Origin of the sequence: Flavobacterium rivuli WB 3.3-2 = DSM 21788 (assembly GCF_000378485.1) — a bacterium.
Classification (GTDB): Bacteria; Bacteroidota; Bacteroidia; order Flavobacteriales; family Flavobacteriaceae; genus Flavobacterium; species Flavobacterium rivuli.
This window is the reverse complement of sequence record NZ_KB899981.1, coordinates 1-14,172: the sequence shown is the minus strand read 5'-3', so window position 1 is coordinate 14,172 and position 14,172 is coordinate 1. Positions and strand designations below refer to the sequence as shown.

Sequence of the window (14,172 nt, the reverse complement as noted above, 5' to 3'; positions counted from 1 at the left end):
TAGGTTGTAAATAATTGTTTGGTAATTGCTAAGGTACAAAAAAGATTTTACTCCTTATAAAAAACCCTTTTTACCCTTTGCGAAATACTCGTTAAAATTTCATACGGAATAGTGCCCAGCGCTTTTGCAATAGTAACTACCGATGGGTCTTTGCCGAATATTATAGCCGTATCCCCTTCTTTACAATCTATGCCGGTTATGTTAACCATCATCATGTCCATACTTATGGTTCCTGTAATTTGGGCCTTTTTACCTTTTATCAATACGTAGCCGGTCTCATTACCCCAGCGGCGCGGAATGCCATCGGCATAGCCTATGGGCAGCGTTGCAATAGTAATGGGTTCGCTGGTGCGGAACCTGCGGCTGTAGCCAATGCTCTCGCCAACAGGGAGTTCTTTTATCTGGAGGATGATGGTTTTAAGCGTGCCCACATTTTCGAGGCTTTTGTATTCTGTCTCGTCATTACCCACGCCATACAGGCCTATACCCAGTCGTACCATGTTATACTGCGCGTGCGGGTAATTATAAATGCCCGATGTATTCAGTATATGCCTGATAGGGTCAATATCTAATGCCTGAATTAAAGTATTCGACCATTCGTCAAATTTTGAAATCTGTCCTAAAGTAAAATCTTTAAACTCCGGCACATCGCTGGATGACAGGTGCGAGAAGATACTTTTTACCGTGACAAGGTTGTTGTTTTTAAGCAAATCTATAAGTTCTTCCAGTTGGTAGCCTTCAAAACCCAGTCGGTGCATACCGGTATCCAGCTTTATATGAATGGGATAGTTAGATAAATTCTTTTGTTGTGCAACAGCGATAAAAGCCCGTAGCTCTTTAGCGGAGTATATTTCGGGTTCCAGGTTATAGGCAGCCATTGCAGCAAAGGCACTGCTCTCAGGGTTCATTACAATAATAGGCGTGCTTATACCCGCATTGCGTAGTGAGATGCCTTCATCTGCAAAAGCAACCCCCAGATAATCTACCTTTTGATGCGACAGGGCTTTGGCAATTTCATAACTGCCGCTGCCATACCCAAAGGCCTTTACCATAACCATTATTTTGGTTTCCGGCTTAAGTTTAGATTTGTAAAAGTTGAGGTTGTGTACAACCGCGTTCAGGTTAATTTCTAACACTGTTTCGTGCGTTTTCTCTTCAAGGAACACCACAATTTCATCAAAACGAAAAGAGCGTGCCCCTTTAACCAGTACCGTTTCGTTCTCAAAAGATTTTGCCCGGTAATGTGCCAAAAATTCCTGCGTGGTTTTATACGGGTAAAAGTTAGGGAAGTCGGCAAGCTGTGTACTTATTTTTTCGCCAATGCCTATCACGCGGCTTATATTGTGGCTTGCTAAAAGCTTTGCAACCTTAGCATACAGCAAATCAGCATCAAACCCGCTTTGAAAAACATCCGATAGTATAATGGTTTTCTTCTGGTGCGTTTTATGTTGCTCTAAAAAGTCGAGCGCTATTTTAAGCGACTGATAGTCTGAACTAAAACTGTCGTCTATAATGGTGCAGCCGTTAATGCCGTTCTTAACCTGCAGCCGAAGCTCTACAGGGTACAATCCTGACAGGCGGCTAATAATCGTTGCAGGGCTGTATTGCAGGTAGAGTAAAAACATCAGGCTGTTAATGGCGTTCTCTATAGAGGCATCATCGGTAAAAGGGATGGACGCATCAAAATGTACCTCGTTATAAGTTACAGAAAGTATGCTATTGCCGTTGTTATGTTTGGTATTTATTAGCACATCGGCCCCAGGCTCAAAACTCCATGTAAATGTTTTTATAGCTGGGTTTAATTCAGCTTCAACCTCTGCATTTTTCTGGAGGATAAGGAGTTTTGTATGAGCAAATATTTTTAGCTTCTCACGTATTTTCTCCAGTCGGTTGGCAAATCCTTCATCGTGTGCAGGGCCTATATTTGTGAGTATCCCTATATCCGGCCTTATTATGGGCTCCAATTTTTCCATTTCGCCGGTAGTCGAAATTCCGGCTTCAAAAATCCCCAGGTTATGGCGCTCGTTAATAGCGATTATAGATAGCGGCACGCCAACCTGCGAATTGTAACTCTTAGGGCTACGGATAATGGTATAATCTGGGCTCAGCATATAGTTAAGCCATTCTTTTACAATGGTCTTGCCGCTACTTCCGGTAATAACAAGGACAGGGAAATTATAGAGGTTTCTGTAATAAATAGCAAAATCCTGAAGTGCAGTCAGCGTATTGTCTACCACGAAAAAGTTGGCTTTGCCCGTGGCAGTTGCGGGAATGTGGTTAACTACAAAGTTCACCACGCCCTTTTCTGTAAGAGATGTAATGTATTGGTGGCCATCACGGTTTTGCCCGCTAAGTGCAAAAAACAAAGTACCTGCATTGTTCTGCAGTGACCGGCTGTCTATAGACACATTGTCTATTTCCATATCAGGTTGTATTCCTTCAAAACGGGAATGCATGGCGGGTATAAGGTCCTGGATTTTTACGCTCAAGGTTTTAGTTTTTTAATAAGGCTATAAAGTCATCTGGAGTAAGAACAGGAAGTTCAGATTTTTTGAAATCCTTTACGTTTCTGGTAATTATGTAATTACAACCCCCTTTAATTGCAGAATAATATTGCAATGCATCTTCGAAATCTAAAAAACCGGAGTTGAGGCTCTTTTCAATAATAGTTTCATCAAGGGCAATAATATCTGAAATTGTTTTGAATTTTCTCAAGGCTTCTATGCTTTTGGCAGGAGATTGAATTTTCTTAAGAAAATAATCAGTAGTTGAGTAAGATAATGCTGAAACAGATATGTGTGCCTTTCCTCTATCTGCAAGCGAAAGTATACGGGCTGCATTTACAAAAAATGGTTCACGCATACCAAGCAAGTCCAGCATAACGTTAGTGTCAAGAAATAGCCTCATTATGAATGCTTTTTAAGCATGTATTCAAAATAGTCATCAGTGTTACTGTTTGCAGGCAATGAAGTTTCAGATGCCATGCTTCTTACAAAAGGAGTAATTTCTAAATCTTTCAAATTAGTATTATCTTCTTTAAGTATCACTTGCAGCAGTGATTCTATCATTGATGACAAGCTTCTGTTTTGACTGGAAGCATGTTCTTTTGCTTTTTGGATTATATCCTTATTTAATTTTAAAGTCAGCTTTGTGTCCATGTCAATATAGTTATACGTACAAATATAATAAATTTACACGTATAACTCACTTTTGTCATCGGTTTTTACAACGACTCCGATTTTGGTTCCTGCAAATTCCCTCCTTTGTTAGGTAATACATTAAGCGTTTTCATAGCCTCATAATAAGCCGCCCTGCTCAGGGGTTCATACTCTTCGGTTTCGCCAAGCATAACAAGGTTGTTGTTATTGGCTTTCCTAAAACTATAATTGGCAAGATTACCGGTGCGGGTACAAACGGCATGTACTTTAGTAACATATTCGGCGGTGGCCATAAGGGCAGGCATGGGGCCAAAGGGGTTGCCCTTAAAATCCATATCGAGCCCGGCTACAATAACGCGTATGCCGCTATTGGCAAGGTCGTTACACACGGCAACGATCTCGTCGTCAAAAAACTGGGCCTCGTCTATGCCCACAACTTCGCACTCCTGTGCCAGCAGGCGAATCATGGATGCTGAGGTAACGGGAGTAGACCGTATTTCGTTAGCATCATGGCTTACCACCATTTCTTCGTGGTAGCGCGTATCTATAGATGGTTTAAATATTTCGACCTTTTGTTTGGCAAACTGCGCGCGCTTAAGCCTGCGGATAAGCTCTTCGGTTTTACCCGAGAACATAGACCCGCAAATTACCTCTATCCACCCGAACTGTTCTTTATGATTTACTGTATTTTCAAGAAACATTTTGCATTTTTCTGGCAGTAAAACAAAAATGTTTTGTGTTACTTTGTATTCAAACAAATTTATTAAAAAACTATTGCGCCACCCCTTATTATTCTAAAAGTTATGAAGAAAAAGTTAGAAGCCGACCTGGTAAGCATTGCCCACCGCATACTAAAACAAAAGAATAGGGAAGAACTGGACCAGCTCCTGCAGGAAACCCTTAAGCTTTATGAAAAATTGCTGGTGCTTAAATTTGTAGAGGAGCAGTTTGGCGATGCCGAGCCTACGATAGGGCATGCTTCTGCTTTGTTTAAACTGGAGGAGACTTACGGACTTGAAGAGCCGCAGCATGTTAAGGCGAATGAAATTGAGGCGAAAGAAGAGGAAGCAAAAGAAAAAAAGGAAGAGGAGAAGGCTAAAAATGCAGCATCTAAACAAGAGGAAGCTCCTGAAGAAGATAAAGAAAATAAGGACGGCGAAGGTGTAGTGACCGAACCTACGGAGGAGGAAGCGGCATCTGACGTTGAGAAAAAGGAAACAGAAGAATCTGGCGAGGAAGTTCCTGCCGAAGCCGATGCACCTAAAACTGAAACTGAGGATGCTCCTAAATACGATAAAAAAGAAGAAGCTGAAGAGGAAGTAATAGCCGAGGAATCGGGTGATGATAAAGGCGAGCCTGTTCCTGCGGAAGAGGAAGCTGAGGCCGATGCCGAAACTCAGGAAGAGGCAACAGAAGCTGCCGATGAGGAAGAGGTTATAGAAGAAGAATCTCAGCAGGAAACCGCACAGCCCACGCCTGCGGAAGAGGAGCCTGTAAAAAAGGAAGCTCCAGAAGAGGCACCTAAACCGGAGCAGCCTAAAGTTGAAGAACCAACAGAAGAGCCGGAAGTAAAAGTTGCCGTTGTAAAACCGGAGGAAACTATTGCAGCCGAAGAAAAATCGGCGGCAGCGGTATTTGAAAACACACACAACAGTACCCCTGAAGAAGAAGAAAAAGCGGCCGATGCCGAAATTAAAACCATAGCACCCGATGCAAATGCCAAAGTAGAGGAATCTAAAATTGGTTTCGACTTTGCTTACGAGCGCAAACCGGCGCCCGAAGAACCTGTGCAGCAAAAAGAAATCTCGTTTGAAGATTTCCGTGATTATAAAGAGCCTGAGTTTGTAAAGAAAGAAACATGGCCTGCCGACTTTGATGCGCCTAAAACTCCGGTTCCGCCAGAGGTAAAACAAGAAATTAATGGCGCAGCTAATGATGACTGGCAAAACTGGGAACCTAAAAAATCAGAGCCCGAAACGCCAAAAACTGCCCCTAAATTTGACTGGGAGGCAAATTTAGAAACAATAAAAGTACCGGAGTCTGACGACTGGAAAAACTGGGAGCCTGCAAAATCTGCCGAGCCTGAAAAACCTGCAACACCACCATCTTTTAACTGGAATGAGCCTGAGCCTGCCGAACCTAAACAGGGCTTTAGCTGGGACGAGCCTAAAAAAGAACTGGTAAAAGACGAGAAACCCACGGCACCAAAGACGCTTAATGACAGCTTTGGCAAAACCATAAGCCTGGCACTTAACGACCGTATAGCGTTCGAAAAACATTTGTTTGCCGGCAGCAGCGACGACCTTAACCGCGTTATCTCACAGCTTAATACACTAAACTCGCAGCGTGAGGCGCAAAACTTTATAGAAGACCTTGTTAAGCCCGATTATAACAACTGGGTGGGCAAAGAAGAGTATGAAGAGCGCTTTATGGCTATTGTAGAGAAAAGATTTAATTAATGAGTAAACTCTATATTGTACCTACGCCCATAGGCAACCTTGACGATATGACCTTTCGCGCCATAAAAGTGCTTAAGGAAGTTAACCTTATCCTGGCTGAAGATACCCGCACCAGCGCCAAGTTGCTTAAGCATTTCGAGATAGGCACGCACATGCACAGCCACCACATGCACAACGAGCACAAAACGGTAGAGGGTATTATTCAGCGGTTGCAAAATGGCGAAACCATTGCCCTTATAAGCGACGCAGGCACCCCGGCAATATCAGATCCCGGTTTTTTGCTTACCCGTGCCTGCGTGCAGCATAAAATACCCATAGAGTGCCTGCCCGGTGCCACGGCCTTTGTGCCGGCACTGGTAAACAGCGGCCTGCCAAACGATAAGTTTGTGTTTGAGGGTTTCCTGCCAGATAAAAAAGGCCGCCAAACGCGCTTTTTAGCATTGCAGGAAGAAACCCGCACCATGATATTTTATGTATCGCCACACAAGCTGGTTAAAACCCTGGCCGAATTTATACAGTACTTTGGCGAAAGCCGCCCGGTATCGGTATCGCGGGAGTTGAGTAAACTGCACGAAGAAACCGTGCGCGGCACCGCAACCGAAGTGCATGCGCATTTTGACAAGAAAGAACCGAGAGGGGAAATTGTTGTGGTGGTAGGTGGTTTTGTGCCGGAGGGGAAAGTGAGGAAGGTAGGTCGAGGAGAAGAAGGGTATATAGAGGAAGCACAAGATTAAATTTAATTAGAACTTTCAGGAAATATATTGAGTATAGAAAAGATATAAGTTAAATGAGGTTTGCTTAAAATTTAATTACATTATTAATTTTAAATATGATGCAACCTTTGAAGCTGTTGCTGCATTTATGAATTTTTACACTAAAGATTATTGTAAAGAATGTGAGTGTGCTAACGATTTCTAATGAATGTAAAGTGTAAAGAGTATTATGTTAAAAATTTCGCCTCTTAAAGCATAAACCAAAAATGAAAGACCAGTGGCTTGACCGATGGGATAACCGATACAGCGCCGAGGCATTTGCTTATGGCGAACTACCCAATAATTATTTAAAAGAACAGTTAGAAAAACTCGAAGCAGGCACGATACTTTTTCCTGCTGAGGGCGAAGGGCGTAATGCTGTTTTTGCTGCAACGCTTGGATGGGAGGCTTCGGCTTTTGATATTAGCAGCGAGGGCAAAAACAAAGCACTAAAACTGGCTGAAAGAAATAATGTTACTATCAATTATAAAGTAGGCGAGCTTGACACATTAGGCTATAGCCCGCAATCTTTTGATGCTGTTGCGTTAATCTATGCTCACTTTCCGGCTGAAATAAAATCGGCTATTCACAAAGGGCTTGATAAGTACCTGCGTAGTGGCGGTATTGTAATTTTTGAAGCCTTTAGTAAAAAACACCTTGAGTATATAGCCCGCGACGAAAAAGTGGGCGGACCAAAAGATATCGATTCGCTATTTTCGATTGATGAGGTGCGTTCTGATTTTGCTAATTATGATTTTCTCGAACTTGAAGAAAAAGAGATCGACCTTAACGAAGGTATTTATCATAATGGAAAAGGATCTGTAATACGTTTTGTGGCGAGGAAAAGATAGTTTGTCCGCATCATACAGCAACCTTTGTTGCTCTTGTTGGTGGCTAATAGTTTAACCTTCCTTTAAAATGATTGGCTTAGATATTGCATATATTTATATAACCAATCATTAAAATATGAAAAAGCTTCTTTTTACTTTTTGCAGTATCTTGTTTATGTTCTCGCTCCATGCTCAGGATAGTTTAACATCGCAGCATAAAAAAGAGATAAATGCTTTTATTGCCGAGGTTAAAGCCGTTAATAAGGCAGCAATTGCAAAAAGGATTACTTTCCCTTTTGAACGCGAATACCCTATACCCACCATTAAAAATAAAGTTGAATTTATAAAGCGTTACGATGAAGTTTTTGATGCTAAGCTTGTTGGGCTTATATCAAAAACCGATGCTAATCATGACTGGTATGCCGGTGGCTGGCGCGGCATGATGTTTCTGGATGGCGAGGTGTGGCTGGATTATGATGGCAGGCTAACATCGGTAAATTACCAGTCGGCGGCGGAAGCGAAGATTAAAGAACAGCTTATTGCTAAGGATAGAAAATCGGTACATGCTTCTTTAAGTAATTTTGCAAGGCCGGTACATATTTTAAAGACTAAAAAATACCTTATAAGGATAGACGACCTTGACCATGCCAATTACCGTTATGCCGCCTGGAAGGTTTCGGCAAAAATGACCGACAAGCCGGATATAATTATTACCAATGGTAAGTATGTACCTGACGGTAGCGGGGGCAACCATAGCTATGTGTTTAAAAAAGATGGATATACTTATGCAATAGAGATATTAATAATCGGTGCGGAAGATTCGCCTCCTGCAAACCTCGTAGTATCTAAGGGAGAGAAACAAATACTATTGCAGCCTGCAACAATTATTTTAAAATAATTTACTTCAGTGTTTCCCTCTCCTTGTAAGGAAAAGCAATGATAACAAATTGGGCTTCGGTACCGGGGTACATTTTTTTAAATTTGGCTTTAAATTTTTTAAAGTACCAGTCTGCAGGGTAGGGCAGCATGCTTGTTTCGGTATACGTCCATTCATACATACTTATTTTTACCTGTCCGTTGCACAGATTGCGGCGGTCATTTTTAGAGAAGTAAGGGCTGAGTGATTGTACAGGTTCGACATTTTTAATACAGATGTGCAGTTGTTTTGAATTGCCGGAATAAAGGCTGGACGATAAAAAAGCATCCCAATATCCTATAAAGCTCAGGGCCGGCATTATTCCCCAAAACAAAAGTATCATCGCATTTTTTGGGTTTGCTATAACGGTAAACGAAAACCGGTAATGTTCTTTATAATAATAAAAATACAGGAAGCATATCATGGCAGCATTCCACGGCAGTATAATTTTGTTGTGGTTAATTCCCGTTTTACCCAGCATAATTATTATAAAAACGTGCATAACTATTAGCAGGGCGGCAGGAAGCTTTTTATTTTTCATAACCAGCAGGCCAACTCCCAAAGCGGTTTCTATTACCGCCAATGCAAGCCCTGCATAATGTAATTTGTATAATACAATTGTGGCGTTAGACAACCCAAAGAACCTCTTTAACATAAGCAACTCCCAGACGGAATATAGAAAGCCACCATTTATTTTATGCAGACCACTGTAAATATAAACCGATGCCATTACAAAAACAATGGCACTGTATAATGCCTTAGTATTGTTGTGGTTAATAATAAAAATAAGCAGAAAAAATAAAAACTGGTATTCCCACGGTTGCCAGCGCAGCACATCGAGCGAGCAGGAGCATAGTATTACTATAAATGTTGCGGCAATAAACAATCTCTTTTGAGGAAAGATAAGTAAGAGCACCAGTCCGCATAGCGTCAGGCCATACAATATGGTATGTATAATGGGCGGTACAGCATCCAGAAAATCCAGAGGGGCAACAACAGGATAGGTCCTGCAGGTGGCCAGCCACGCTTTGCAGGCACAAATTTTAGCTATAAGCCAAAAAAAACAGGTAATCCTGATTAACAATTTTTGTTTGCTGTGCATAAGGCGGGTTGGTTAAAACAAATATATAGATTTGCAGGGAAATCAGGGCTGCTTTTTCTACTTTTGGGTGCCTAAACCATTACCATGCGCTGGAATTTAAAACCACAACCCAACCCTATAAACGTTAACCATTTAGCAACTTCTCTTGGGGTAGATGGTGCTGTGGCCTCGTTACTGGCACAGCGCGGGGTGCATACGTATGATGAGGCAAGGCAGTTTTTTCGCCCATCGCTGGATGACCTTCATAACCCATATTTAATGAAAGATATGGATAAGGCGGTAGAGCGTATAGAAACCGCTATAGAAAAGGGCGAGAACATATTGGTTTTTGGCGATTATGATGTAGATGGTACTACCGCCGTATCGTTAATGTCATCATACTTAAAAAGTTTTTACCCTAATGTAGATACCTATATCCCGGACAGGTATAAGGAGGGCTACGGAGTATCTGACGCCGGAATAGACTACGCCGATGATAACGGCTGTACCCTTATTATAGCGCTCGACTGTGGTATAAAAAGCATAGATAAAGTAGCCTATGCTAATAGTAAAGGAATAGATTTTATCATCTGCGACCACCATCGCCCCAGCGATACCTTGCCCGCTGCCATTGCGGTACTCGACCCTAAACGCGACGATTGTAATTACCCGTATGATGAGCTTTGTGGCTGCGGCGTGGGCTTTAAGCTTGTACAGGCACTGGCCATGAACCGGAACCAGACTATAAATGACCTTATATCGTATCTTGATCTTGTAGCTACGGCTATTGCTGCCGATATTGTACCCATAACGGGAGAGAACCGTGTACTTGCAAAATTTGGGTTACAGGTTATAAATACCAGTCCCAGGCCGGGAATAAAAGCACTTATCCAGAATATTAAAAAGCAGGTGCTTACCATAAGCGATGTGGTATTTGTAATTGCCCCGCGCATTAATGCCGCCGGCCGCATTAAACATGGTAACTATGCAGTACAGTTACTAACCGAATTTAACCTTGCAGAAGCCGAAGGTTTTGCTGCACAAATTGAAGGCCTCAACGCCGACCGCAAAGACCTTGATAAACAAATTACTGCCGAGGCACTTTTACAGATAGAGCGTAACAGCGACCACGATAAAAAAACCACAGTTGTGTTTCAGGAAGACTGGCATAAAGGTGTTATAGGTATTGTAGCGTCGCGGCTTATAGAAACGTATTACCGCCCTACACTGGTATTTACACGGAGCGGCGATAAGTTAGCAGCGTCGGCACGATCTGTAAAAGATTTTGATGTGTACAATGCCCTCGAAGCCTGTGCCGAACATCTGGAACAATTTGGCGGGCACATGTATGCGGCAGGCTTAACACTTAAAGAAGAGCAATACCCACAATTCAGGCAAAAGTTTGAAGCCGTGGTGGCTGATACTATTCATCCTGACCTGCTAATTCCTGAAATATCTATAGATGCCGAAATTAATCTGGGTGATATTACGCCTAAGTTTTTCAGGATATTAAAACAGTTTGAGCCCTTTGGCCCCGGCAATATGACGCCGGTATTTTTAACCCAAAACCTTATAGATAGTGGCTTTGGTAAAGCAATAGGCAAAGGCGAAGAGCATCTTAAACTTTATGTTAAGCAGGAAGGCACGGAAGGATTTGGGGCGATAGGCTTTGGGCTTGCCGCCAAAAAAGATCTTGCCTGTAAAGGCAATGCTTTTGATGCAGTATATTCTATCGATGAAAATGTATGGAATGGCGAAACTACGTTGCAGCTGAGGCTTAGGGATATTAGGTGTGAGGAATAAATACCAAAGGTCAAAATTTAAATTCCAATTGAGTTCAAATCCCAAGCCTTAAAAAAACCACCAAAGTAGTAGTGTAGCCCTGATGGAAGCGACATCCGCGACGCAGGAGGGATATAGCGAACAGCAGGAATTACGTTATTAAAATGCCTTGTGTTGTGCTTTGAAAAATTATTAGAAATTATTTTAATTTTATTTAGAATGATTTTAAATAATTACTATTTTTGTCTCAAATCAAGTTAGCATGAAAGAAGTTGAACAAATATATCATAATGATTTTGGCGTAGCTTTTCACTGGAAAAAAGATGATGAGGTGCTGAGAGAAAAAGTGCAGATTATTTTTAAAGAAACCGGTTTTTATTTTACCCATCAACAAATTGCAGAATTTGCAGATATTATAGACGAAACCTGCCGCGAAAATAGTTGTGGTAGCTGCTGCCATCGCGCTCAATGCCATAAATTTTTACTAAAAACACCGTTGAACCAGATAGATCTTGCCGTTAATAAAACAGAGCTAATGCAAATTAAAGACCTTGTTGAGGGAACTATTTTTAATATAAACTTGTTAGACTATTTGGGGTCGGTTTGCAGGAATTAAGCGGTTTCTCCTGGCGATCTATATTCCTTAAGTTCAAACGTAGCACCATCAAAAACACCATAGGTAAAGTAACTTATCCAGTCGCCTAAGTTTATATACTCCGATTTTTCGCCCAGTTTAATAACCATAGGCAGGTGGCGGTGGCCAAAAATAAGGTAGTCGTAATGTTTGGTTTCCAGTTTGCGCTTGCTGTATAATACCAGCCATTCGTTTTCTTCGCCAAGAAAAACTACATCATCGTCGCCGGAAATTAATTTGTTTTTTACAGAAAGGTATTGTGCGAGCCTAACGCCCACATCGGGGTGCAGCCAGCGGAAAAGCCACTTAGAGAAAGGATTTGTAAAAACTTTTTTCATGCGTTTATATCCTTTATCACCGGGGCCAAGACCGTCGCCGTGGCCTATAAAGAATATCTTGTCGTTAAAAATAAATTCCTGTGGGCGGTGGTAAACAGGTATATTAAGCTCTTTTTCAAAATAGTCGCTCATCCATAAATCATGGTTGCCCACAAAATAGTGTATAGCAATGCCACTGTCGCGAAGTTCGGCCAGTTTGCCTAATACCCTTATAAAGCCTTTAGGTACAACTGTTTTATATTCAAACCAAAAGTCGAACAGGTCGCCTAAAAGGAAAATTACGGTAGCGTCTTTTTTAATTTCGTCCAGCCAGGCTACAAATTTTTGCTCACGCGGAAAACTTTTTTCGGGTGTTGGTGCGCCAAAATGCTGATCGGATGCGAAGTATATTTTGTGTGTGGTACTCATTATAATATATAGTAATGCAAATATATAAAGACTGTGCAGTATATAATGTATGGCTTTTGCTTTATGTATGCGCTTTTTTTTGGAGTTCAAAAAATTGTAACAAATGCAATCTAATTTGTTTCTTTTAGTTAAAATTGCATTATGCTTAACAGTTATTAACAAATCTTAATTTTTTTTGCTTATTTTCGAGAACTAAAGAATATCTTAAGTAAACAATTTATGAGAAAATACTATTTTAATGTTTTTCATGTTATGTCGGCTCCTTTGCAAAACCTACCTCACAAAAGAGTTAAAAGTAGGATTTAGTTATAAAATAATTAATATTTCCGAAACTAATTATTAGGGCTTTACAATAAATTTATTATAAATTTGGGCGCGGCTATTTAAAAAAATAACAGAGAAAACGTTTTTATCCAAAATAAACTTTGTTTTTTTGCCAATGACAGCTCAAACTTTAGTAATAATGGAGTTTAAGCACGTAGTATTAACATTCGAAAAAACCAAATAAAGAAAACCAAACACATGAAAAAAATATACCTTGCTGCATTATTGGCACTGGTTGGGATCGCCGATGCGTTAGCACAACAAGACCCCCACTACACACAGTACATGTACAACATGAATGTTATTAACCCGGCGTATGCAGGTTCAAAAGAGCACTTGTCCTTTGGCCTTTTGTACCGCAAGCAGTGGGTAGATATCTCGGGTGCACCAAGCACCGGGACATTTTCAGGCCACAGCCCCGTGGGTAAAAATGTAGGCCTTGGTTTATCGGCCATAACCGATAAGATAGGCCCTGTAAACGAAACCAACGTATATGCAGATTTCTCGTACACCCTTAAGCTGGGCGGAGAGCACCGTTTGGCATTAGGCTTAAAAGCAGGAGCGACCTTCCATAAAGTAGGGCTGTATGACGATATAGGCAACGGCTATGTACCGGCTCCCGGTGACCCTGCCTTTTCGCAAAACCTGAGCAAAACCTATTTTAACGTAGGTACGGGTATCTTTTACTACACCCAAAAATACTATGTAGCCTTCTCTGTACCCAATATGCTAAAAAGCAAACACCTTGATTTTAACGGGGTTAACTACGGTTCAGAAGTATCACACTATTTCTTAACGGGAGGGTATGTATTCGAGATAGGCGACAACTTTAAGCTAAAGCCATCGTTCATGGTAAAGTCAGCCTTTGGGGTAGACCCATCGATAGACGGGTCGCTTAACGCATTGTTCTTCGATAAGTTCGAGATAGGTGCCACCTACAGGGTAGACGACAGCTTTGGCGGTATGGTAAACTATGCCATAACCCCGAGCATTAAAATAGGGTATGCGTATGACCACATAACAAGCGACCTTAAGGTAACCACCCCGGCATCGCATGAGTTCATGCTGCTGTTCGACCTAAACTTCCCGAAAAAAGTATCACGTTCACCACGTTATTTCTAACCTAAAGCGACCCATCAAAACATGAAGAATTTATATATTACCCTTAGTTTTATGTTCGCCGCCACAGCAGTAACGGCACAAAACCAGGATACCGAAAAAGCAGATAAGCTGTATGCCCGCTACGAATATGTAGATGCCGCAAAAGCCTACCTTGACATAAAGAACAAAGACGCTTATGTAAATAAGCAGCTGGCAGAAACATATTATAATATGTTTAACACCAAAGAAGCCGTGACCTGGTTTGCCAAGGCAACAGAGACACAGCAGGATGCCGAGACCTATTACAAATATGCCCAGATGCTAAAGGCAGAAGGCAAGTATGAAGAAGCCAACAAGCAAATGGCAAAGTTTGCGTCATTAGCACCAAG

At 41.5% G+C, this 14,172-nt stretch carries 13 protein-coding genes and 1 pseudogene; 8 read left to right on the top strand and 6 right to left on the bottom strand.

The annotated features are described in order from the left end of the window. Positions 1-47: 47 nt before the first annotated feature. The 4 genes from F565_RS0120200 to F565_RS22115 form a co-directional block, all read right to left on the bottom strand. Positions 48-2,489 (bottom strand): bifunctional UDP-N-acetylmuramoyl-tripeptide:D-alanyl-D-alanine ligase/alanine racemase, encoded by a 2,442-nt coding sequence (locus tag F565_RS0120200; RefSeq protein WP_020215068.1) that lies wholly within the window; start codon positions 2,487-2,489, stop codon positions 48-50. Positions 2,490-2,493: 4 nt separating this feature from the next. Further along, the gene (locus F565_RS0120195) at positions 2,494-2,907 is read right to left on the bottom strand and encodes a type II toxin-antitoxin system VapC family toxin (protein WP_020215067.1); all 414 of its coding nucleotides are present in this window, start codon (positions 2,905-2,907) and stop codon (positions 2,494-2,496) included. Then, positions 2,907-3,158: a DUF6364 family protein gene (locus tag F565_RS0120190; protein ID WP_020215066.1), complete on the bottom strand. Its 252-nt coding sequence runs from the start codon at positions 3,156-3,158 to the stop codon at positions 2,907-2,909. Before F565_RS0120190 ends, F565_RS0120195 begins: the two co-directional genes overlap by 1 nt. A gap of 65 nt (positions 3,159-3,223) precedes the next feature. Beyond that, positions 3,224-3,859: a thymidine kinase gene (locus F565_RS22115; RefSeq protein ID WP_035643045.1), complete on the bottom strand. Its 636-nt coding sequence runs from the start codon at positions 3,857-3,859 to the stop codon at positions 3,224-3,226. Between the two features lie 102 nt (positions 3,860-3,961). Between F565_RS22115 and F565_RS22565 the strand changes: the two genes are divergently transcribed. The 4 genes from F565_RS22565 to F565_RS0120165 all read left to right on the top strand — a co-directional run bounded on the left by F565_RS22565 (position 3,962) and on the right by F565_RS0120165 (position 8,097). Then, positions 3,962-5,617, top strand: a complete 1,656-nt coding sequence (locus F565_RS22565; protein WP_020215064.1) for a hypothetical protein — start codon at positions 3,962-3,964, stop codon at positions 5,615-5,617. Next, entirely contained in the window at positions 5,617-6,351 is a 735-nt protein-coding gene (gene rsmI / locus F565_RS0120175) for a 16S rRNA (cytidine(1402)-2'-O)-methyltransferase (RefSeq protein WP_020215063.1), read from the top strand. Before F565_RS22565 ends, rsmI begins: the two co-directional genes overlap by 1 nt. 245 nt (positions 6,352-6,596) lie before the next feature. Further along, positions 6,597-7,220 carry a class I SAM-dependent methyltransferase gene (locus tag F565_RS0120170; protein WP_020215062.1) on the top strand — a complete coding sequence of 208 codons (624 nt, stop codon included), beginning with the start codon at positions 6,597-6,599 and terminating at the stop codon, positions 7,218-7,220. Positions 7,221-7,335: 115 nt separating this feature from the next. Beyond that, entirely contained in the window at positions 7,336-8,097 is a 762-nt protein-coding gene (locus F565_RS0120165) for a hypothetical protein (RefSeq protein WP_020215061.1), read from the top strand. Between the two features lies 1 nt (position 8,098). Here the strand turns inward: F565_RS0120165 and F565_RS0120160 are convergent, their stop codons facing one another. Then, positions 8,099-9,217, bottom strand: coding sequence for a hypothetical protein (locus F565_RS0120160; protein WP_020215060.1), 1,119 nt, complete (start codon positions 9,215-9,217; stop codon positions 8,099-8,101). 84 nt (positions 9,218-9,301) lie between these two features. Here F565_RS0120160 and recJ point away from each other — a divergent pair, with 84 nt between their 5' ends. Both recJ and F565_RS0120150 read left to right on the top strand, forming a co-directional pair. Further along, on the top strand, positions 9,302-10,999 hold the full coding sequence (gene recJ, locus F565_RS0120155) for a single-stranded-DNA-specific exonuclease RecJ (RefSeq protein WP_020215059.1): 1,698 nt from the start codon (positions 9,302-9,304) through the stop codon (positions 10,997-10,999). A 241-nt stretch (positions 11,000-11,240) separates the two neighbouring features. Then, a complete protein-coding gene (locus F565_RS0120150) occupies positions 11,241-11,594 on the top strand; it encodes a hypothetical protein (RefSeq protein ID WP_020215058.1) in 354 nt (117 codons plus the stop codon). On the opposite strand, the gene F565_RS0120145 is transcribed toward F565_RS0120150, so the two are convergent. After that, positions 11,591-12,358 carry a UDP-2,3-diacylglucosamine diphosphatase gene (locus tag F565_RS0120145; RefSeq protein WP_020215057.1) on the bottom strand — a complete coding sequence of 256 codons (768 nt, stop codon included), beginning with the start codon at positions 12,356-12,358 and terminating at the stop codon, positions 11,591-11,593. The genes F565_RS0120150 and F565_RS0120145 overlap by 4 nt on opposite strands. A gap of 522 nt (positions 12,359-12,880) precedes the next feature. Here F565_RS0120145 and F565_RS0120140 point away from each other — a divergent pair. Beyond that, on the top strand, positions 12,881-13,804 hold the full coding sequence (locus F565_RS0120140; RefSeq protein ID WP_020214030.1) for a PorP/SprF family type IX secretion system membrane protein: 924 nt from the start codon (positions 12,881-12,883) through the stop codon (positions 13,802-13,804). Positions 13,805-13,825: 21 nt separating this feature from the next. Next, positions 13,826-14,172, top strand: a pseudogene (locus F565_RS22105) (OmpA family protein); the annotation flags it as partial.